The 19,447-nt window shown below is 69.2% G+C and carries 16 protein-coding genes; 10 read left to right on the forward strand and 6 right to left on the reverse strand.

Features of this window, described 5'->3' with window-relative positions; all coding sequences use genetic code 11:
- Positions 1-175: 175 nt before the first annotated feature.
- Positions 176-2,968 carry a bifunctional [glutamate--ammonia ligase]-adenylyl-L-tyrosine phosphorylase/[glutamate--ammonia-ligase] adenylyltransferase gene (gene glnE / locus ACYVGY_RS13460; RefSeq protein WP_460458015.1) on the forward strand — a complete coding sequence of 931 codons (2,793 nt, stop codon included), beginning with the start codon at positions 176-178 and terminating at the stop codon, positions 2,966-2,968.
- On the opposite strand, the gene ACYVGY_RS13465 is transcribed toward glnE, so the two are convergent.
- Entirely contained in the window at positions 2,965-3,930 is a 966-nt protein-coding gene (locus ACYVGY_RS13465; protein WP_460458016.1) for a mitochondrial fission ELM1 family protein, read from the reverse strand. The genes glnE and ACYVGY_RS13465 overlap by 4 nt on opposite strands.
- 58 nt (positions 3,931-3,988) lie before the next feature.
- Complete coding sequence (locus tag ACYVGY_RS13470; RefSeq protein WP_460458017.1) at positions 3,989-4,822, reverse strand: hypothetical protein; 834 nt, start codon at positions 4,820-4,822, stop codon at positions 3,989-3,991.
- 233 nt (positions 4,823-5,055) lie between these two features.
- Between ACYVGY_RS13470 and ACYVGY_RS13475 the strand changes: the two genes are divergently transcribed.
- From ACYVGY_RS13475 to ACYVGY_RS13495, 5 genes are all read left to right on the forward strand, one after another.
- Positions 5,056-5,631, forward strand: a complete 576-nt coding sequence (locus tag ACYVGY_RS13475) for a YceI family protein (protein ID WP_460458018.1) — start codon at positions 5,056-5,058, stop codon at positions 5,629-5,631.
- Positions 5,632-5,737: 106 nt separating this feature from the next.
- The gene (locus ACYVGY_RS13480; protein WP_460458019.1) at positions 5,738-5,941 is read left to right on the forward strand and encodes a zinc-finger domain-containing protein; all 204 of its coding nucleotides are present in this window, start codon (positions 5,738-5,740) and stop codon (positions 5,939-5,941) included.
- 13 nt (positions 5,942-5,954) lie between these two features.
- Entirely contained in the window at positions 5,955-7,064 is a 1,110-nt protein-coding gene (locus ACYVGY_RS13485) for a glycosyltransferase (protein ID WP_460458020.1), read from the forward strand.
- The gene (locus ACYVGY_RS13490; RefSeq protein ID WP_460458021.1) at positions 7,042-8,292 is read left to right on the forward strand and encodes an O-antigen ligase family protein; all 1,251 of its coding nucleotides are present in this window, start codon (positions 7,042-7,044) and stop codon (positions 8,290-8,292) included. The genes ACYVGY_RS13485 and ACYVGY_RS13490 overlap by 23 nt, the downstream gene beginning before the upstream one ends.
- Before the next feature lie 9 nt (positions 8,293-8,301).
- Positions 8,302-9,186 carry a lysophospholipid acyltransferase family protein gene (locus tag ACYVGY_RS13495; protein ID WP_460458022.1) on the forward strand — a complete coding sequence of 295 codons (885 nt, stop codon included), beginning with the start codon at positions 8,302-8,304 and terminating at the stop codon, positions 9,184-9,186.
- Here ACYVGY_RS13495 and lpxL read toward each other — a convergent pair whose 3' ends face one another.
- Positions 9,187-10,089 (reverse strand): LpxL/LpxP family Kdo(2)-lipid IV(A) lauroyl/palmitoleoyl acyltransferase, encoded by a 903-nt coding sequence (lpxL, locus tag ACYVGY_RS13500; protein WP_460458023.1) that lies wholly within the window; start codon positions 10,087-10,089, stop codon positions 9,187-9,189. It lies immediately after the preceding gene.
- 58 nt (positions 10,090-10,147) lie between these two features.
- Here lpxL and waaA point away from each other — a divergent pair, with 58 nt between their 5' ends.
- Positions 10,148-11,452, forward strand: a complete 1,305-nt coding sequence (waaA, locus tag ACYVGY_RS13505; protein ID WP_460458030.1) for a lipid IV(A) 3-deoxy-D-manno-octulosonic acid transferase — start codon at positions 10,148-10,150, stop codon at positions 11,450-11,452.
- An 18-nt stretch (positions 11,453-11,470) separates the two neighbouring features.
- Here waaA and ACYVGY_RS13510 read toward each other — a convergent pair whose 3' ends face one another.
- The 3 genes from ACYVGY_RS13510 to ACYVGY_RS13520 all read right to left on the reverse strand — a co-directional run bounded on the left by ACYVGY_RS13510 (position 11,471) and on the right by ACYVGY_RS13520 (position 14,409).
- Entirely contained in the window at positions 11,471-12,883 is a 1,413-nt protein-coding gene (locus tag ACYVGY_RS13510) for a TolC family outer membrane protein (RefSeq protein WP_460458024.1), read from the reverse strand.
- A 19-nt stretch (positions 12,884-12,902) separates the two neighbouring features.
- Positions 12,903-13,556, reverse strand: a complete 654-nt coding sequence (locus ACYVGY_RS13515; protein WP_460458025.1) for a protein-L-isoaspartate O-methyltransferase family protein — start codon at positions 13,554-13,556, stop codon at positions 12,903-12,905.
- Positions 13,557-13,761: 205 nt separating this feature from the next.
- Positions 13,762-14,409: a TetR/AcrR family transcriptional regulator gene (locus ACYVGY_RS13520; protein ID WP_460458026.1), complete on the reverse strand. Its 648-nt coding sequence runs from the start codon at positions 14,407-14,409 to the stop codon at positions 13,762-13,764.
- A gap of 74 nt (positions 14,410-14,483) precedes the next feature.
- Here ACYVGY_RS13520 and ACYVGY_RS13525 point away from each other — a divergent pair, with 74 nt between their 5' ends.
- From ACYVGY_RS13525 to ACYVGY_RS13535, 3 genes are all read left to right on the forward strand, one after another.
- A complete protein-coding gene (locus ACYVGY_RS13525) occupies positions 14,484-15,605 on the forward strand; it encodes an efflux RND transporter periplasmic adaptor subunit (RefSeq protein ID WP_460458027.1) in 1,122 nt (373 codons plus the stop codon).
- A 12-nt stretch (positions 15,606-15,617) separates the two neighbouring features.
- Positions 15,618-18,680 carry an efflux RND transporter permease subunit gene (locus ACYVGY_RS13530; protein WP_460458028.1) on the forward strand — a complete coding sequence of 1,021 codons (3,063 nt, stop codon included), beginning with the start codon at positions 15,618-15,620 and terminating at the stop codon, positions 18,678-18,680.
- Positions 18,681-18,749: 69 nt separating this feature from the next.
- The coding region (locus ACYVGY_RS13535; protein ID WP_460458029.1) for an RHS repeat-associated core domain-containing protein at positions 18,750-19,447 on the forward strand (698 nt) is incomplete at its 3' end.

Raw genomic sequence — 19,447 nt, forward strand, 5'->3', positions numbered from 1 at the left:
GAATCCACACCGTAATCCATGACAGCATGTCACCGGGTCACGCCAGTTTCAACACCAGCTTCCATGACAGCCACTTTGACCGGTCGCAGGGACATGGTCTCGTTTCCACACCAGAATCCAAAAAGCCTTTCTTTTTGCCGCGCCGGTGAATGTGGGCGCATGACAGAATCGCGGCATGAGCCTGCTGCCTGACCTTGACGCCAACCTGGCCGCGCATCTTGAGCGCGCCATGGCACGACTCGCCGACCGCGTGCCCGAAGCGATGGCGGATCCGGTCCGGCGCCAGCAGCTGGCGCGGCTGGCGCTGTGCAGCGACTTCGCCGTGGACACCCTGTGCCGCCAGCCCGCGCTGGCGATGTCGCTGGACGCGCCGATGGCGCCGGTGCCCGTGCTTGCGGCAGGCGCCGACGCCGACTGGGGCGCGCTGCTGCGGCGTTGGCGCACGCGTGAATCCACGCGCCTGATCTGGCGTGACCTGCACGGCATGGACGACGTGGATGCCACCCTGGCCGGCAGCAGCCGCATCGCCGACCAGGCGCTGCAGTCCGGCGTGGCGGCGCTGTCGGCCTCGCTGGTGGAGCGCCATGGCCGGGTGCGCAGCGCCAGCGGCGAAGAGCAGTCGCTCGTTGTTTTCGGCCTGGGCAAGCTGGGCGGCGGTGAACTCAACTTCAGTTCGGACGTGGATCTGGTCTACGCCTTCCCGGAGCACGGGGAAACTGACGGACCGCGCCCGATCGACGCCGAAACCTGGTTCACCCGGCTGGGCCAGCGGCTGGCGCAGCTGCTGGGCGACGTTACCGCCGACGGCTTTTGCCATCGCGTCGACCTGCGTCTTCGTCCCTTCGGCGGCAGCGGGCGGCTGGCCTTGAGCTTCGGCGCGATGGAGCACTACTACCAGCGCGAAGGCCGCGACTGGGAGCGTTACGCCTGGATCAAGGCGCGGCCGGTGGCGGGTGACCTTGCCGCCGGCGAACGCCTGCTGTCCACGCTGCGTCCCTTTGTCTATCGGCGCTACCTGGACTACAGCGCACTCGACGGTCTGCGCGAAATGAAGGCGCTGATCGCCGCCGAAGTACAGCGGCGCGAGCTGGCCGAGGACCTCAAGCTCGGACCCGGCGGCATCCGCGAAGTCGAGTTCCTGGTGCAGGCGCTGCAGTTGATTCGTGCGGGTCGCGAACCGGCGCTGCGCGGACGTTCGCTGTTGCCGGCACTGGCGGCGATGACGGCGGCCGGGCACGTCAAGCCCGCCACCGCCGCGCGCCTGGCGGCGGCCTACCGCGCCCTGCGCCGGCTCGAGAACCGCGTGCAGATGCTGGCCGACCAACAGGTCCACGCGCTGCCGGACGACCCGCTGTCGCGCCGGCGTATTGCGCTGGCGCTCGACTATCGCGACGAGGCCGCCATGCTCGAAGAGCTCGACGGCCACCGCAGCGTGGTGGCCGAGGAGTTCGCTGGCCTGCTCGAAGCGCGCGGCCGCCGGCGCGCACCGGCCAATGCGCTGGTGCAGTACTGGCGTGCGCTGCCCGACGGCGGCTCGCCCGAAGCCCTGGCCGACGCCGGCTTCGCGCGGCCGGAAGCGCAGGACGCGGCCCTGCGCGACTTCGCCCGCACGCCGGCGGTGCGGGCGCTGTCGAGTCGCGGCCGCAAGCGTCTGGACAATGTGCTGCCGGCGCTGCTCGCCGCCGCGGCGCGCAGCGAAGCGCCGGATGCCTCGCTGCCGCGCGGACTGGCGCTGCTGCAGGCGGTGACGCGCCGCACCAGCTACCTCGCCCTGCTGGAAGAACAGCCGGCGGCGCTGGCGCGGCTGGCCGACGTCACGGCGCGCAGCGCCCTCTTGTCCGAACGGCTGGCCGCGCATCCGCTGCTGCTCGACGAACTGATCGATTCCCGCGCCGCGGGCCCGGTGCCGGATGAAGCGCAGATCGTCGCGCTGGTCGCGGCAGCCCGCGCCGCCTTTCCTCCCGGTGACACCGAGGCCGCGTTGACCGCGCTCAGCGAGCTGCGCCAGGCCATCGGCTTCCGGATCGCGCTGGCGACGCTGGGCCTGCGCCTGCCGCCGCCCGACGCCTCGCGGCGGCTCGCGACCCTGGCGTCGGAACTGGTGGCCGCCGCCCTTCATCTGGCCGAGACCGACGTCATCGCCGCCCACGGCCGCGTGCCGGGCGCGGGGCTGGCGGTGCTCGGCTACGGCAGCCTGGGCGGGCACGAACTGAGCTTCAGTTCCGACCTTGACCTGGTGTTCCTGCACGACGCGCGGGCCGACGCCAGCTCCGATGGCGCCCGGCCGCTGGATGCCAGCCGCTATTTCGGACGCCTGGCGCAGCGGCTGGTCAGCCTGCTCGGCACGGTTACCGCCGCCGGCAAGCTATATGAAGTGGACGTGCGGCTGCGCCCGGACGGCGCCACCGGCATGCTGGTGTCCGGGCTCGACAGCTTCGCCGACTACCAGCGCCAGCGGGCGTGGACCTGGGAGCGCCAGGCGCTGGTGCGCGCACGCGCGATCACCGGCGCGCCGGCCGTGTGCGCGGCCTTTGAAAAGATCCGCCTTGAAACCCTGTCCCAACCGCGCGACCCCGAGGCCCTGCGCGAGGACGTGGTGACGATGCGTCGCCGGATGCGCACCGAACTCGACCGCAGCAGCGCGCTGCGCTTCGATCTCAAGCAGGGCGAGGGTGGCCTGGTGGACCTGGAATTCCTGGTGCAGGCGCGGGTGCTGCAGTTCGCCCATCAGCATCCGATCCTGTGCGAGCCGCGCGACACGCCTTCGTTGCTGCGCGCCCTGGCCGACACCGAAGCCCTGCCGGCGGAGCGGGTGGAGGGCCTGCTCGCCGCACACGCGCTGATGCTGGACATGGGACTGGACTGCACCCTGGACCTGCGCTCCCGGCTGGTGCCGCCCGACGACGCCCTGCAGGCCGCGCGCGCAGCGGTGACCGAGGCCTGCCGCGAATTGGGGCTGGCGTTCTAGCCGCGAAGGAGCGGCAGACCAAGCCTTTCCCGCACCAGCGCCGCAACGCGGGCCGTTTCGCGCAGCGGTTCGGCGGCGAGGTCATGCGGCAGCTTGCCGAGGGCCTGGATGCGGCCGCGGGCGAGCAGGTCGTCGAGGTAGCGGCGAATGCGGCCGGTGGCGCGCTCCGGTTCGGCGACGTAGACCGGCGCCGCGGTAGCGCAGGCTTCCGACACCATGTTGACCGAGTCGGGTGAAACCACCAGGCGGTCGGCCCAGGCCAAGGCGCCGGCGTAGGGGTTGTCGCCGTCGCTGGCGTCGAACCAGCGCAGGCCCGGCGTGTCGGCCCAATAGCTGCGCGAGAGCATCGCCAGCTGCGGGGGCGTGCGCCGCGAGCCAATCACCAGCAGGCTGCCGCCCTGCACCGCGAGCCAGTGTTCGAGCTTGGCTGCCATCAGTTCGAAGGCGGCGCGATCGAAACGCACGGCCGAGGTGCGGCCGCCCAGCAGCACCACCGTGCGCGGCGAGGGCAGGGCGGCGAAGTCAGGGAAGGCCGCGCGCCCGGCCGCCAGCCAGGCCTCATCCACCGGATGCAGGCTGCCGCAGAGGGTGATCACATTCGGCCCGCGCAGCCCATCGTGTTCGGGGGCCAGCACCAGGTCCCAGTGCGCCGGATCGAGGCGGGGGTCGAGTAGTTGCACGGCGCGCGCACCGCGTTCGCGCAGCAGCCGCGTGGCCAGCGCCGGGCGGCGGCCACAGCCGATGACCAGCGACGGTGGCGTCGCCAGCAGGTCTCGGAAGCCCTCGCCAAACGCGCGCTCGGCCAGCGGCAGCCGACGCGGCGCCAGCCAGGCCCAGGGCGGGCGCGTGGACAGGGTGACTTCCCGCGCCGCCGGGTCCAGCGCGCGCGCCAGTGCCAGCGCCTGCTGGCGATGGCCGGCGGCGCCGTCGTGCAGGCACCAGGTTGGGGCGTCATGCGGCATGGCCGAAGCCTAGCCGGAAAGCCGCCGGCACCGCGAGTCGCGGTGCCGGCGGCGGCGTTCAGTCACCGACGAAACGGGTGCCGAAATTGATGTTGGCGCCGTCAACCAGGCGCGCACTGCCGCTCAGGCCCATCACGATGGTGATCGGGCGGCGGAAGAAGCGGCGCGCCTGGGCCGGGCTCAGGCCCCACTGCTGCACCAGGCTGCGCTGGCTCAGTACGGCGCCGATGCACATGCGCGTGCCCGATTCCAACTGGAACTCGTATTGGTCCGTCTGCAGCGTGCCGAAGCGGTTCACCGACCCTAGCGAGGTGCTCAGTGAGCCGCCAAAGGGCAGGCCGGTCATCGGGTTGATCAGCGCCGGGTCATTGAGTACGTCGCTTTCGAACCGATAGGTCGGGGACAGGCGGAAGGCGTACTGGGCCGGCGCGCCCGTGTAGTTGGCGAGGCTGTAGGACACGAGCGGCGTCTGCCAGTGGCAAAGCAGGGTTTCGGTGCTGCGGCCGGGCAAGGTGATGCTTGCCAGGTCCGGTGCATTGATCGGGGTGGTGGCGGGTGCCGGCGCGAGTTCGATGCAGTTTTCGAGCGCCGGTTCACCGGGCGTGGGCGAGCAGTTGTCGGTCAACACCATATTGATCGAGACCAGGCCCAGCCATTTGACGTTCTTGCCGAAGCTGTCGGGGTCGCCGACGTCCTCGACCGTCAGCGCCGCGCGCGCCTGGGTGCCTGGCTTGCCGGCCTTGGCCAAGGTGTCCTCGCGGGCGATGGTCTGGCGGCCGGCGTCCAGGGAATCGGCCAAGGGTGGGGAACGGAAGCTGTCGGCCTCCGGGGGCGGGGCAGCGAAGGCCAGGCCAGGGGTCAGGAGCGCTGCGAACAGGGCGTTGCGGGTCATGCCGTCTCTCCAGGGAGGGATTCGCGCGCCGGTCGGCGCGTCGAGGGGCGTGGCGCAATGGCCTGCCCTATGGAATAGAACGGAATCTGGCGCCGGGGCGGGGCAACTGGTCGACCGTTCGCCTTGGAGCGCAACGATACGTTTCGTAGCTCGGGCTACGTTGCAGCAGCAGGATGACTACACTTCACTCACTCGCCGGCCTCCACGCTGGTTTCCCACACCGGAGATTCCCCATGTCCTTCTCGCGCCTCGCTCTCGCCAGCCTGCTCGCCGTCGCCGCCTTCGGTGCCCAGGCCGCCGACAAATACGATATCGATCCGACCCATACCCAGGTCGAGTTCACCTACAACCACTTGGGCTTCTCGAACATCACCGGCCGCTTCGATGCCGTAGAGGGTGACTTCCGCTTCGACCCGACCGATCCGACCCAGTCCAGCGTCAGCATCACCATTCCGGTCGCGAGCATCAGCACAGGCGTGGCCGAGCTCGACGAGCACCTGCAGAAGTCGGACTTCTTCGACGTCGCCGCCTACCCGACCGCCACTTTCCAAAGCACGGGCGTCACCGCCGCGGGCGAGGGCGCGCTGAAGGTCGCCGGCGACCTGACCATCCACGGCGTCACCTTGCCGGTGGTGCTGGACGTAACCATCAACAAGATCGGCGAGCACCCGATGCGCAAGGTGGCGGCGGCCGGCTTCGATGCCACCACGACCATCAAGCGCAGCGATTTTGGCGTCGGCGGCTACGTGCCGATGGTCGGCGACGAAGTCCGGATCGACATCACCGTCGAAGCCACCCTCGCCAAATAAACCCCCTGTAGGAGGGCCTTCAGGCCCGAAGCCCTTCGCCCAAAAGCTTCGGGCCTGAAGGCCCTCCTACCGTGTAAAATGCGGGTCTTCCCACGAGGACCCCGCCATGTCGCGAACCGATACCGCCACCGGCCGCGCGGCCGCCAACGCCGAGCGCCGCTACGAGGTCCATCGCGCCGACCTGCCGCTGTCGTGCCCGACCCCGGCCATGGCCCTGTGGAATTCGCATCCGCGCGTCTACTTGCCGGTCGAAGAAAACGGCAGCGCGGCGTGCCCGTATTGCGGCGCCGTGTTCGTCCTCAAGGACTGAGCCGGGCGCCGACTTGCGCCGCCTGACCGTCGTCCAGTTGCTGCCGGCGCTGCACAGCGGCGGCGTGGAGCGCTCCACGCTCGAAATCGCCGCGGCCCTGGTGGCTGCCGGTCATCGCTCGATCGTTATTTCCGCCGGTGGCCGCTTGGTCGATGAACTGGTGGCGGGCGGCAGCGAGCACATCATCCTGCCGGTGGGGCGCAAATCGCTCACGGCCGTCACCACGGTTTTCGCCTTGCGCCGGCAACTCGCGGCGCTGGGTGCGGACATCGTGCATGCGCGGTCGCGGCTTCCGGCCTGGCTGGCCTGGTTCGCGCTGCGCGGGCTGCCGCCGTTGCGGCCACGCCTGGTAACCACGGTGCATGGCCTCAATTCGCCCGGGCGCTACAGCGGCGTGATGTGCCGCGGCGAGGCGGTGATCTGCGTGTCCGAAACGGTGCGCGACTACGTGCTCAGGCACTGGCCGGCCACGCCGCCGGCGCGCCTGCGGGTGGTGCCGCGCGGCGTGGATCCGGCGGCGTTCCCGCGCGACTTCGTACCGGACCCGGCCTGGCGCGAAGCCTGGGCGAAATCCCATCCGGCTTTGCAGGGCGGACGCGTGTTGCTGATGCCGGGGCGCGGCACCCGGCTCAAGGGTCATGCGGAAGCGATCGAACTGCTGGCCAGCCTGCGCGCGCAGGGCCAGGACCTGCGCCTGTGGCTGCTGGGCGCCGACCAGCCCGGGCGCGAAGCCTACCTGGGGGAACTGCGACGCTTGGCGGCCTCGCGCGGTGTGGCGCAGGCGCTGGTGATCAGTCCGCCGCAGCACGACGTACGCGAAGCCTACGCCGTGTCCGACCTGGTGCTGCAGCTCTCGAATAAACCCGAAGCCTTCGGCCGAACCGTGGTCGAGGCGCTGTCGATCGGCCGGCCGGTGTTGGGCTGGAACCACGGCGGCGTGGGCGAACTGCTGCGCGCGCTGTATCCCGCCGGGGCGGTCGCCTTGGGCGACCAGGAAGGACTGCTGCAGGCCGCCCGCGCCCTGCTTGGCTCGCCGCCGCCGATGCCGGTTACCATCCCCCACACCCTTGCGGCCATGCAGTCCGCCACTCTGGATGTCTATGACCAGCTCCTCGCCGACTGAACACAGCCTGCGCTGGGCCCCGTGGTGGGTGCTCACCTTCGTGGCGCTGTGGCCGCTGCGCGGTCCCGCCGAGGCGGTACTGTCGCTGGGCGCGCTGGCGGCGCTGGCCGTGCTGGCCCTGTCGCGGTTCCGCGGCGGCATGCGCCTGCTCAGCCACGAAGCCTGGGCGCTCACCAGCGTGCTCTTTTTCGCCTACTGGCTGCCGGAGCTGCTGTCATCCATTGACGCGGTGGACGCCGGTCGCGCGCTGCGCGAATCCCTGATTGACCTGCGCTACCTGCCCTTCCTGTGGCTGGTGGCCATGGCGGTGGCGAACGAGCGCGGTCGCCGGCTCACCTTGGGCGGCATCGCCGTGATCATGGGACTTTGGCTGGCCGATGCGCTGGTGCAGGCCGCCACCGGCTGGAGCGTAGGTGGCCCGGCTACCGCCGACCGGCTCAGCGGCATCTTCGGCGCCGACAATCTCAAGCTGGGCCTGGTGCTGGCCAGCCTGGCGCCGTTTCCGCTGGCGTCGGCCGGGAAGCGCTTCGGCGTCACCGGTTGGATCGTCACCGCGGCGGCGCTGGTGGTGGTGGTGCTGCTGGCCGGCGCGCGCGCGTCCTGGCTTACCCTGGGCCTGGTGCTCGTGTTCAGTGGCTGGCGACATCTGGGCGGCAAGCGAGCGCTGATGGTGCTGGGTTTGGGCGGGCTGCTGGTGTTCGGGCTGGCGGTGATGATGTCGGACAAGCTGCAGGAGCGCGTCGAGCGCACCGAAGCGGTGCTTGTTGGCGACAGCGAGGGTCTCGACCACGCCTTGTCGGGACGGCTGCCGATCTGGCAGGCCGCCTGGAACATGGCGCTGGCCCACCCCGTCAACGGCGTCGGCGTGCGCGGCTTCCGGCGGGCCTACCCCGACTACGCGGCGGCCGATGATCCCTGGCTGATAGACGCCGAGCACGGTGCCGGCTACCACGCCCACCAGATCGTGCTCGAAGTGCTCAGCGAAACAGGCCTGCTGGGCCTGCTGCTTTGGCTGGGCGGGGTCGCGGTGGCGTGGCGGGCGTGGCGTTTCGCCAGCCCCGCGGCGCGCGAGCAGGCGCGGGCACCGGCGCTGGCGCTGTTCGTGACGGTGTTTCCCCTCAATACCCACCTGGCGTTCTACTCCACCTTCTGGGGCGGGCTGACCTTGCTGCTGGCGGCGCTTTTCGCCGGCAGCCTGGTGGGGGCGCCGGCGCGCGCCGACGACTAAGCACCGGCCATGCGCTGCCTGTTGATCAGTCTGCCGCTGCAGCTCACCGCCTGGATAGTGGCGCGGCTGCCGCAGCCGATGTTGCTGGCCCTGGGGCGCGCGCTGGCCTGGCTGCTGCGGCCCCTGCTGCGCAGTCGCCGCAAAATCGCCGCCACCAATATCGCGCTGTGCTTTCCCGAGCTTGATGCCGCGGCACGGCAGCGTCTGGTCGAGGCCAACGTCACCAATACCGTGATCGGCGTGCTGGAGCTGATGCGCGCCTGGCATGCGCCGGCGGCCGTGATGCGCGGGAAGTATCGGATAGAAGGCCTGGAGCATTTGCAGGCGGCCTTGGCGCGCGGTCGCGGCGCGCTGCTGGTGACCGGCCATTTCATTCCGGTGGAGCTGGCGCTGCGCCTGGTCGGCGATGCCTTGGGGCGTCCGGTGCGGGTGGTGGCACGTGAACACAATCATCGCTGCCTGCAGCACTGGATAGAAGCATCGCGGCGGCGCGTGTTCGGGCCTACGCTACCGAAGAAGCGCGTCCGCAAGCCGCTGCTCGAACACCTGCGCGCGGGTGAACCGGTGGGCTACGTCGCCGACCAGGACTTCAGCTATCGGCACGTGTTCGTGCCCTTCTTCGGCGTGCCCGCCGCGACCCTGGCGACGATGCCGGACCTGGTGCAGGCCAGCGGCGCCGCGCTGCTGCCGTTCTGGTTCCGACGCGATGTCGACGGTCGCTACCTGTTGCGGATCGAGCCGCCTTGGTCTGATTGGCCAAGGGGTGATCCCGTGCAGGACGCCGCGCGCTACATGGCCGAACTCGAGCAGGCGGTGCGCGAAGCGCCGGACCAGTACCTGTGGGTCCACCGTCGCTTCAAGACGCGACCGCCGGGCGCCAGCCCGGTCTACTGATCAGTCGTAGCGGCGCGTGCTGCCGTCGGGCTGGCGCTTGAAGCGCTGGTGCAGCCACAGGTATTGCTCGGGGCAGCGACGGATCAGGCCTTCCAGTGCCGCCATCACCCGCGCGGTGTCCACGGTGGCATCGCGCGAGGGGAAGTCTTCCAGCGCCGGCAGCACCTCGATGCGATAGCGACCGTCGGGCAGGCGCTCGTGGAACAGCGGCAATACCGCGGCCCCGGACAGCCGCGCCAGCTGGTGGGTCGAGGTCAGGCTCCAGGCCGGCTGGCCGAAGAAGGGAACGAAAACGCTGTCGCCCCGGCGCGTTTCCTGGTCGGGCGCGAACCACAGCAGGCCGCCCTGCTTGAGGTAGCGGATCACGGGCCGCAGCTCGTCGCGGGCGAACATCGCCGCCGCGTGCCGCAGCCGGCCCCGGCGCACGGCCCATTCCATCGGCGGCTGTTCGTGCGGGCGATACATGCCGGCCAGTGGAATGTGCTGGCACAGCAGACGCATGCTGATTTCCAGCGTAGTGAAATGAGCCGAGACCAGGATGACGCCGCGGCCGCCGGCGCGCGCGGCTTCCAGGTGTTCCAGGCCGCTGAGCTCGCACTCTTCCGGCGCCGGCAGCCGACCCCACCACGCGCGCAGGAACTCGAACACGCCCAGGCCCAGGGCCCGGAAATTCCGGCGCAGCAGCGCGTCGCGCGCGGGCTCCGACAAGTCAGGGAAACACAGGGCCAGATTGATGGCGGCGGCGCGGCGGCGCGATCGCAGCAGCCGGTAAAGCAGCGCGCCCAGCGCCGGGCCGAGCGCGCGATGCAGGCGCAGCGGCGCACGCGCCAGGGCCCAGCCGAAGCCGATCAACAGCCAGGTCGGCCAATGACGCGGGGACAGCGGCGGTGAAGGTTCGGCCATGGCCACCATTCTAGCCGCTGTCAGCGCGGGCCCGGCGCGGTCGGGTATCCTCTCGCGCATGTCACTCACCTTCGGGCAACGCTTGCTGCTGGGCCTGTATTCGCTGGTCCTGCACCTGGCCTTCCCCGTCACCCTCTACCACCTGGTCTGGCGCGGCATGCGCCAGCGCGAATACCTGCGCCGCTGGACCGAACGCTACGGCTGGATCGAGGACAAGCTCGACCTGCACGACACGCTTTGGGTGCACGCGGTATCGGTGGGCGAGGTGCTGGCGGCGCGGCCGCTGGTGGACGCGCTGCTGGCCAAGTATCCGGAGCGGCCGCTGCTGGTGACCACCATTACCCCGACCGGTTCGGAACGCGTGCGCGCGCTCTGGGGTGACCGCGTGCACCACGTCTACCTGCCCTACGACCTCAGGCGCATGGTGCGGCGCTTCCTGGATCGCGCAAGGCCGGCCCTGGCGGTCATTGTCGAGACTGAAATCTGGCTCAATCTCTACGTCGAGTGCGGCCGGCGCGACATCCCGCTGGTGATGGTGAACGCGCGCCTGTCGCAGCGATCGCTGCGCGGCTACCTGCCGGTGCAGGGCCTGGCGAAGCTGGCCATGCGCGCCGTGCATCTGGTCGCGGCGCAGTCGAGCGCCGACGCCACCCGGCTGGCGCGCATCGGCGCCGACCCGGCGCGCATCCACGTCACCGGCAATCTCAAGTACGACCTGGCGATCCCCGACGGACTCGACGCCCAAGCGTTGGCCTGGCGCGCGGCCTGGGGAGCCGGGCGGCCGGTGTGGATCGCGGCCAGCACGCATCCGCCCGAAGAAGCCGCCGTGATCGCCCTGCACCAGCGCGTGCTGGCGGCGCATCCCGACGCCTTGCTGCTTTGGGCGCCGCGGCATCCGGAGCGGTTCGGTCCGGTAGCCGAGGCGCTGGCGAGCGGCGGATTGTCGGTGGCGACCCGTCGCGCCGACACCTTGCCGGCGCCCGGCACGCAGGTGTTCGTCATCGACACGCTGGGCGAACTGCTCGGCTTCTTCGCGGCAGCCGACCTGGCCTTCGTGGCGGGCAGCCTGTGCGACATCGGCGGTCACAATGTGCTCGAGCCGGCGGCCCTGGGCGTGCCCAGCGTGGTCGGGCCGCATACCTTCAATTTCGCGGAGGCCACGCGGCGGCTGCGCGACGCGGGCGCACTGGTCCAGGCCGCAGATGCGGCGGCGCTGGGTGAAGAGGTGTTGGCGCTGCTCGGGGATCCGGCGCGGCGCGCACGGATGGGTCAGGCCGGGAGGCAGCAGATCGAAGAACACGCCGGCGCGCTGGCCCGGACCCTGGACCTGCTGGATGACGTCTTGGCGGGCCGGCGCGCTTAGGCGCGCCGGCCGCCGTGCTTACTCGGCCAGCGACTCGTCGAGCGCGGCTTCGGCGTCCTGCACCAGCACGCGGTTCACTTCCTGCAGGTCGGCCAGGGCGATGGTGCCCGCGGCCTGCTTGAGGCGCAGGGTGTTGACCAGGAAATCGTGGCGGGCGCGGGCGTACTCGCGCTGGGCCTGGAACAGCGACTGCTGGGTGATCAGCACGTCCACGATGGTGCGCGTGCCGACTTCCAGACCGGCTTCGCTGGCCTCGTACGCGGCCTGGGCCGACACCACCGACAGGCGACGCGCCTCGACCTCGGCCGAGCCGGCGCCGAGCGAACGCTGGGCGTTGCGGGTCTGGCGGATCACGGCGCGGCGCTGCTGCTCAAGCTGGTCGGCGGCGGCGTCGCGGTTGTACACCGCCTGGCGCACGCCCGACTGGGTCGCGCCACCGGCGAACAGCGGCACCGACAGGGTGACGCCCACGCGGGTGGACTCGTTGGTGTTGTCAAAGCTGGTCGAGCCCGGCACCGGCGCGAAGATGTCGTTGTTGCCGTAGCCATTGCCGTCGCTGTAGCTGGCCGTCAGGCCCAGCGAGGGCAGGTGACCCGAACGCGCGGTGGCGATGTCCTTCTCGGCCGCGGTGACGGCCAGCTCGCGGGCGAGCAGCGACGGATTGTTTTCCATCGCTACCGCGACCCAGTCCTGGCTGATCAGGTCGGTCGGATCGGTCGGCTTGTAGTCCTTGCTCAGGCCCCGGAGGTTGCCGGTGTCGATGCCGGTGATCTCGGCCAGGGCTTCGCGCGCGTCGTCGAGCGCGTTGGCGGCGGCGATGGCGTTGGCGCGGGCGGTGTCGAAGCGGGCGCGGGCCTCGTGCACGTCGGTGATCGGGGCCAGGCCGACCTCAAGGCGCTTCTCGGCCTGGTCGAGCTGGCGCTTCACCGAGCGCTCTTCGGCGCGCGAGGACGCGAGCGTCTCGATCGCAGTCAGGACGTTGAAGTAGGCGCTGGAAACGCGCACCACCAGTTCGTCCTGCGCGGCCTGGTAATCGGCCTCGGCCTGCCCGGCGCGGGCGCGCGCGGCGCTCAGGCGGGTGTAATTGCCGTGGTCGTAGAGGCTCTGGCGCAGGTTCACGGCCCAGCCACGGCTGGTGCTTTCGGCCGAGGTGACCGAGGGCGGCTGCACGATCGCGCCGAAGGCCTGCGAACCGCTGCTGTCGCTGTCGGTGCGGCTCCAGCTGACGCTGCCGTCGAGCTGGGGCAGCAGCGCGGCGCGGTTCTGCACCACGCCCTCGCCGATAGCCAGGCTGCGCGACTCGGAGGCCGACAGCACGGGGTCGCTCTGGCGCGCCATTTCATAGGCTTCCAGCAGATCGGCGGCGTTCGCGCTGCCGGCGGTGCCGGCCAGCAGGATGGCGAAGGTCAGGGGGCGGAGGCTCAGGCGCATGGGAAGGTCCTGTTTCTAATTAAAAGGCGAATTGCGGCGCCGGGGCGGCGCCGTGCAGGTAAGGGACGTCGGTTTCGAACAGGCTCTCGCGGTGGAAGCCGTCGCCGCGACGGGTGATGCGCAGCGCTTCCTGCACCGGCGAGTCGCCGTGAATGACGAACAGGCGGCCGCCGGGCTTGAGCCAGGCACCGAAGTGCTCCGGGTGGGTGGCGACGGCGCCGGTGACGCAGATGGCATCGAACAAGCGGCCGGGCTGCCAGGCGAAGGCATCCACGCACTCGATGCGAACATTGGTGATGTGCTCGGAGGCGAGGCGGGCGCGCACGCGCTCAACGAAGTCGGTGTGGCGCTCGATGCTGGTCACGTCACGGGCCAGCGCGGCCAGGCAGGCCGTGATGAAGCCCGAACCGGTGCCGATCTCCAGTACCTCATCGCCGGGCTCGAGGTTCATCGCCTGCAGCATGCGGCCTTCGACGACGGGCTTCATCATCACTTCGCCATGCTCGAGCGGCAGCGGCAGGTCGGCGAACGCGAGCTTGCGGTGGCGCAGGGGCACGAAGTCCTCGCGGCGCACCGTCATCAGGACCTCGAGCACGCGCGGGTCAAGCACGTCCCAGGGACGGACCTGCTGTTCGACCATCGCAAAGCGGGCCTGCTGGAAATCAATCGGCATGTCGGCTAAATCCTTGAATCGCAAGGGTCGTTATTTTACGCCCCGCCCGGTGTTGGTAGGAAGGCAGGATGCAATAAGGAGAACGGAAGGGGCGTGAATACGTTGACCGGCAACGATCGTCACGAGGCGCTAACAGGATGCTGGCCGGCCCGTGGAGGCCAGTAGTGCCGTTAGTCACCGGATCGCCCGGCAGGGAAGCCATGGTTCAGGCTCCGTGCCGGCCGGGGCCGTAGGCGCGCAGGAACAGGTCTACCGTCGCCTCGAGGTGCCGGCTGACCGCCGTGGGGTCCAGTGGCTCGCGGCAGCCGCAGGTCAGGCGGGCGTGGTATTCGCCCTTGAGCAGGCAAAAGAACTGCGATGCGGCCAGCGCGCCGTCGGGAATATGCAGTTCTCCAGCTGCGTGTTCGGCCGCCAGGAAGGCCGCCAGCGCCTCGGTCGTGCGCTTGGGGCCGGCGTCCCAGAACAGGTTGGGCAGGTGCGAGTCGTCCGGCATCTGGCGCGACATCACCCGCTGGATGGCGATGGCGTCTTCGCTGGTGATCAGGCCGAAGAAGGCCCGGGCGATGCGCAGCAGCTGGCCCCGGATGGGCCCTTCGAAGCGCGGCACGAACAGGTCGGAGGGCAACAAGTCCTCGCAGCGGGCCTTCACGGCCTCCACGAACAGCGTGTCCTTGTCCTGGAAGTGGCTGTAGACCGTCAGCTTCGACACCCCGGCGGCCCGCGCGATCGCGTCCATGCTCACGCCATGGTAGCCGCGCGCCGGAAACAGCGCCTTGGCGGCATCCAGGATGGCCGCACGCTTTTCGAGGTCCTTGGGGCGGCCGGGGGCGGCGGGGCGGGTGGCTGGGGTCATCACGAGATTATTATTGAACTCGGCGGTTTGGTAAAGATAGTATACCCCCCGGTTCACTAAATCATGACTCCCTGATGAGCGCCATCGCCCTGCCTTCCCGACTTCTCCTGATCCTGGCCGCACTGGCGCTGGGTGCCTGCGCCAGCGACGTGCCTCCGGAAGGCCCGGCTCGCCCGGCCCTGGTGGTGCAGCCCACCTCCGCCTCCGAGGTGCTCAGCGCCTACGCCGGCGAGGTGCGCGCCCGCCACGAACCGGACCTGGCCTTCCGCATTGGCGGAAAGATCACCCGCGTACAGGTGGATGTCGGACAGGCGGTTGAGAAAGGACAGGTCCTGGCCGAGCTGGATGCTTCCGACGTGGGGCTGCAGCTTGAATCAGCGCGCGCCGCGCTGGCGTCGGCCGAGTCCGACCACGCGCTGGCGACCTCGGAGCTTGAGCGCTACCAGAGCCTGCTCGACCGTCAGCTGGTGAGCCGTTCGCTTTACGACGCCCGGGTGTCGGCGCTGCAGGCCGCCGAGGCGCGCGTGCGTCAGGCGCGGGCCGAAGCCCGCGTGTCCGACAACCAGGCCAGCTATGCGGTGCTGCGCGCGCCGGGTGACGGGGTCGTGGCCCAGCGCCTGGCCGAAGCCGGGCAGGTCGTGGCCGCCGGCCAGACCGTTTTCATGCTCGCCGAGGATGGTGATCGCGAAGTGCTGATCAGCGTTCCCGAGCAGAGCGCGGCCGACTTCAGTCCGGGTCGCGCGCTGGCCGTGGAGCTGTGGTCCACCCCCGGCGTGCGCCTGCCGGCCACGCTGCGCGAGATTTCCCCGGCGGCCGACGCCCAGGCCCGGACCTTTGCCGCCCGGGTCAGCTTCGACGCCGGCGAGGCCCGCGCCGAGCTGGGCCAGAGCGCCCGCGTGTACGCACTCAGTAGCGGCGAAGCGGCGCTGTCGGTCCCGCTCTCGGCCCTGCATCAGAAGGACGGCGAGCCCGCCCTGTGGGTCGTGGATCCGGCCACGTCCACCGTCAGCCTGCGTCCGGTGCGTACCGGCGACTTCGGCGAAACCCGGGTGCCGGTGCTGTCCGGCCTGCAGGCCGATGAGTGGTTCGTCGCCGCGGGCGTGCACCTGCTGCTTGAAGGCCAGCGCATCCAGCCGATAGACCGCGAGAACCGACCCGTGTCGATCGCGTCCGCCGCCGCCCCCGCCGCGAACTGAGGCCGCGACGCCATGGCTTCCAACTTCAATCTTTCCGAATGGGCACTGCGCAATCGCTCGCTCGTGCTGTACGCGATGGTGGTGCTGGCGATCGTGGGCTGGTTCAGCTACCAGCGCCTGGGCCAGTCCGAAGACCCGCCCTTCACCTTCAAGATCATGGTGGTGCGCACCTTCTGGCCGGGAGCTACCGCCGAAGAGGTTGCGCGGCAGGTCACCGACCGCATCGAGAAAGAGGTGATGGAGACCGGGCGCTACGAATTCGTGCGCTCCTACTCGCGTCCCGGCGAGTCGCTGGTGATGCTGATGAGCAAGGACTCGATGGTCTCGCGCGAGCTGCCGCAGCTCTGGTACGACGTGCGCAAGAAGGTGGGCGACATCCGCCACACCCTGCCCGACGGCGTGGTGGGGCCGTTCTACAACGATGAATTCGGCGACACCTTCGGCAATATCTATGCGCTGTCGGGCGATGGCTTCGACTACGCGACCCTGAAGGACTACGCCGAGCGGATCGAGCTTGAGCTGCACCGCGTGGCCGACGTCGGCAAGATCGAGCTGGTGGGTCTGCAGGACGAGAAGATCTGGATCGAACTCTCGAACACCAAGCTGGCCACCCTGGGCATTCCGCTGGAACTGGTGCAGCGAGCGATTGATGAGCAGAACGCGATCGCACCGGCGAGTTTCTTCGAGACGCCGACCGACCGGGTACAGCTGCGGGTGTCGGGGCGCTTCGACAGCGTCGAGGAAATCCGCGACTTCCCGATCCGCGTCGGCGACCGCAGCTTCCGCCTTGGCGACGTGGCCGAGGTCAGCCGTGGTTTCGCCGACCCGGCGGCGCCGCGCGTGCGCTTCATGGGCGAGAACGCGATCGGCATCGCCGTATCAATGCGCGCCGGTGGCGACATCATCCGCCTGGGCGAGCTGCTGGATACGGAGTTCGCGCGCCTGCAGCAGAACCTGCCGGTCGGCATGACGCTCAAGAAAGTCTCGGACCAGCCGCAGGCCGTGCGCAGCTCGGTGGCCGAGTTCGTGCAGGTGCTGACCGAAGCCGTGGTCATCGTGCTGCTGGTGAGCTTCTTCTCGCTAGGCTTCCGCACCGGCCTGGTGGTGGCGCTGTCGATTCCCCTGGTGCTGGCCATGACCTTCGCGGCGATGCACTACTTCGGCATCGGCCTGCACAAGATTTCGCTCGGCGCGCTGGTACTGGGCCTGGGCCTGCTGGTGGACGACGCCATCATCGCGGTCGAAATGATGGCGGTGAAGATGGAGCAGGGCTATAGCCGAATGAAGGCGGCGGCGTTCGCCTACCAGTCCACTGCGTTCCCGATGCTGACCGGCACGCTGGTGACGGCGGCCGGCTTCCTGCCGATCGCCACTGCGGCGTCGAGCACGGGCGAGTACACCCGTTCTATTTTCCAGGTGGTGACGATTTCGCTGATCCTGTCGTGGATCGTGGCCGTGGTCTTCATTCCCTACCTGGGCTACAAGCTGCTGCCAGACGCCAAGCCGCACGGCGACGGGCCGGCGCATGACCCCTATGCCACCAAGTTCTACGTCGGCGTGCGGCGTTGGGTCACCTGGTGCGTGCGCCAGCGCAAGACCGTGATCACGGTGACCGTCGCGGCCTTCGTGGTGTCGATCCTGATGTTCCGCTTCGTGCCGCAGCAGTTCTTCCCGTCCTCGACGCGGCTTGAGCTGATGGTGGACCTGGAGCTGGCCGAGGGTGCCTCGCTGCACGCCACCGAAGCGGTGGCGCAGCGGCTCGAGGCCGAACTCAAGACCCGCGAGGGCATCGAGAGCTACGTGGCCTACGTTGGATCCGGTACGCCGCGCTTCTACCTGCCGCTGGACCAGAAACTGCCGCAGGCCAACTTCGCCCAGTTCGTGGTGCTGACCCCCGACATAGAATCGCGCGAAGCTACGCGCGAGTGGCTGATCGGGCTGTTCGACGAGAAGTTCAATGACGTGCAGGCGCGCGTGTCGCGGCTCGAGAACGGACCGCCGGTGGGCTTCCCGATCCAGTTCCGGGTGTCGGGCGAACACGTGGATGACGTGCGCCGTATCGCCCAACAGGTGGCCGAGCAAGTGCGCGCCAACGAGGCGGTCACCAACGTCAATCTCGACTGGGACGAACCGAGCAAGGTCGTGCGCCTGCAGATCGACCAGGCCCGCGCCCGCGTGCTGGGCATCAGCTCGGCCCAGGTCGCGGCCTTCCTGCGCGGCTCGCTGTCGGGCACCACGGTCAGCACCTATCGCGACGGCAACGAGCTTATCGAGATCCTGCTGCGCGGTACGGCGCAGGAGCGCGATCAGCTGTCGCTGCTGGGCAGCCTGTCGGTGCCGGCCGGCAACGGCCGCAGCGTGCCGCTGTCGCAGATCGCCACGCTCGAATACGGCTTCGAGGACGGCATCATCTGGCACCGCAACCGCCTGCCGACGATCACCGTGCGCGCCGACATCTACGGCGAGAAGACGCCGCCCAGCGTCACCGCCGAGATCCTGCCGACGCTGGAGGACATCCGCGCGGCGCTGCCGCCGGGCTACCTGCTCGAAACCGGCGGCACGGTCGAGGACGCTGGCCGCGGTTCGAAGTCGGTCGCCGCCGGCGTGCCGCTGTTCCTGTTCGCCGTCACGACCCTGCTGATGCTGCAGCTGCGCAGCTTCCCGCGCACGGTAATCGTGCTGCTGACCGCGCCCCTGGGCCTGATCGGCGTGGTGCTGTTCCTGCTGGTGTTCCGCGTGCCCTTCGGCTTCGTGGCGATGCTGGGCACCATCGCGCTGAGCGGCATGATCATGCGCAACTCCGTAATTCTGGTCGACCAGATCGAACAGGACATCGCTGCCGGCCACCCGCCGGCGCAGGCCGTGGTGGACGCCACCGTGCGCCGCTTCCGTCCGATCGTACTGACCGCCCTGGCGGCGGTGCTGGCGATGATCCCGCTGTCGCGCAGCGTCTTCTTCGGCCCGATGGCCGTGGCGATCATGGGCGGCCTGATCGTGGCCACGGCGTTGACCTTGCTGTTCCTTCCGGCACTCTACGCCGCGTGGTTCAAGGTCCCCCGCCCCGCAAGAGCTTAAGAAGGCAACTGCGAGTCTATTCTCTCTGGCGATCCGGTCGACACAGGCCCCTCGGAGGAAGCGGTGCTCGTGTTGGCATATATGCAGCAGCGCTATTACGATCCGGCGGTCGGGAGGTTCCTGAGCGTGGATCCCGTGACGGCGAACTCTGTCAATGGCGGGAATTTCAACCGCTATTGGTACGCTAACAACAATCCGTACAAGTTCACTGATCCAGACGGCCGTTTCGGATTGAGTCCGTTTTCTCTTAACGGCTACCTACGTCAACTCGGTAACGGAGCAAAGATCGCCTCCCACAACGCAGGAGCCGCGCTAGAGCAAGTGGACGTTCGTTTTAAGGCCGGCGCGGCCTTGGGAGTTGGCGTCGAGCTGGATGTCAGTATCATTCGTGGCGATGGAAAGATCTCGGGAGTGCCGGTAGGCGAAGGAGCATTTATAGGCGTTATGTTGCAGCCCCGTGAGGGTTATACAGCCAGCCTTGAAAATGCGACCGAGTCTCCAATAACCTTCAGTGGCGGACCAAGCGTAAAGGTTGGTGCTGTGCTCGCCGGTGGCGTGGAAGCGACGCTCGATCCTGGAGGTTCAGTCGAAATCACGCCCGAGGGCGGTGTTGGTCTCGGGGCGATGGAGACATATTCACCCACCGTCTCACTAGTCAGCTGGGGAGACAAGAAGGCACCCCCCCCCCCCCCCCCCGAAACGGTAATCCCCCCATTTTTAGCTGACACCAAAAGTGGAGCTAAGCAGCTTGTGCCAGTTTTTGCATC

The sequence above is a fragment of the Arenimonas alkanexedens genome (assembly GCF_054781355.1).

What these genes read in the sequence shown, in the direction of transcription:
- glnE (WP_460458015.1), top strand. Translation starts at nt 176, where the DNA reads ATGAGCCTGCTGCCTGACCTTGACGCCAACCTGGCCGCGCATCTTGAG.
- ACYVGY_RS13465 (WP_460458016.1), bottom strand. Translation starts at nt 3,930, where the DNA reads ATGCCGCATGACGCCCCAACCTGGTGCCTGCACGACGGCGCCGCCGGC.
- ACYVGY_RS13470 (WP_460458017.1), bottom strand. Translation starts at nt 4,822, where the DNA reads ATGACCCGCAACGCCCTGTTCGCAGCGCTCCTGACCCCTGGCCTGGCC.
- ACYVGY_RS13475 (WP_460458018.1), top strand. Translation starts at nt 5,056, where the DNA reads ATGTCCTTCTCGCGCCTCGCTCTCGCCAGCCTGCTCGCCGTCGCCGCC.
- ACYVGY_RS13480 (WP_460458019.1), top strand. Translation starts at nt 5,738, where the DNA reads ATGTCGCGAACCGATACCGCCACCGGCCGCGCGGCCGCCAACGCCGAG.
- ACYVGY_RS13490 (WP_460458021.1), top strand. Translation starts at nt 7,042, where the DNA reads ATGACCAGCTCCTCGCCGACTGAACACAGCCTGCGCTGGGCCCCGTGG.
- ACYVGY_RS13495 (WP_460458022.1), top strand. Translation starts at nt 8,302, where the DNA reads ATGCGCTGCCTGTTGATCAGTCTGCCGCTGCAGCTCACCGCCTGGATA.
- lpxL (WP_460458023.1), bottom strand. Translation starts at nt 10,089, where the DNA reads ATGGCCGAACCTTCACCGCCGCTGTCCCCGCGTCATTGGCCGACCTGG.
- waaA (WP_460458030.1), top strand. Translation starts at nt 10,148, where the DNA reads ATGTCACTCACCTTCGGGCAACGCTTGCTGCTGGGCCTGTATTCGCTG.
- ACYVGY_RS13510 (WP_460458024.1), bottom strand. Translation starts at nt 12,883, where the DNA reads ATGCGCCTGAGCCTCCGCCCCCTGACCTTCGCCATCCTGCTGGCCGGC.
- ACYVGY_RS13515 (WP_460458025.1), bottom strand. Translation starts at nt 13,556, where the DNA reads ATGCCGATTGATTTCCAGCAGGCCCGCTTTGCGATGGTCGAACAGCAG.
- ACYVGY_RS13520 (WP_460458026.1), bottom strand. Translation starts at nt 14,409, where the DNA reads ATGACCCCAGCCACCCGCCCCGCCGCCCCCGGCCGCCCCAAGGACCTC.
- ACYVGY_RS13525 (WP_460458027.1), top strand. Translation starts at nt 14,484, where the DNA reads ATGAGCGCCATCGCCCTGCCTTCCCGACTTCTCCTGATCCTGGCCGCA.
- ACYVGY_RS13530 (WP_460458028.1), top strand. Translation starts at nt 15,618, where the DNA reads ATGGCTTCCAACTTCAATCTTTCCGAATGGGCACTGCGCAATCGCTCG.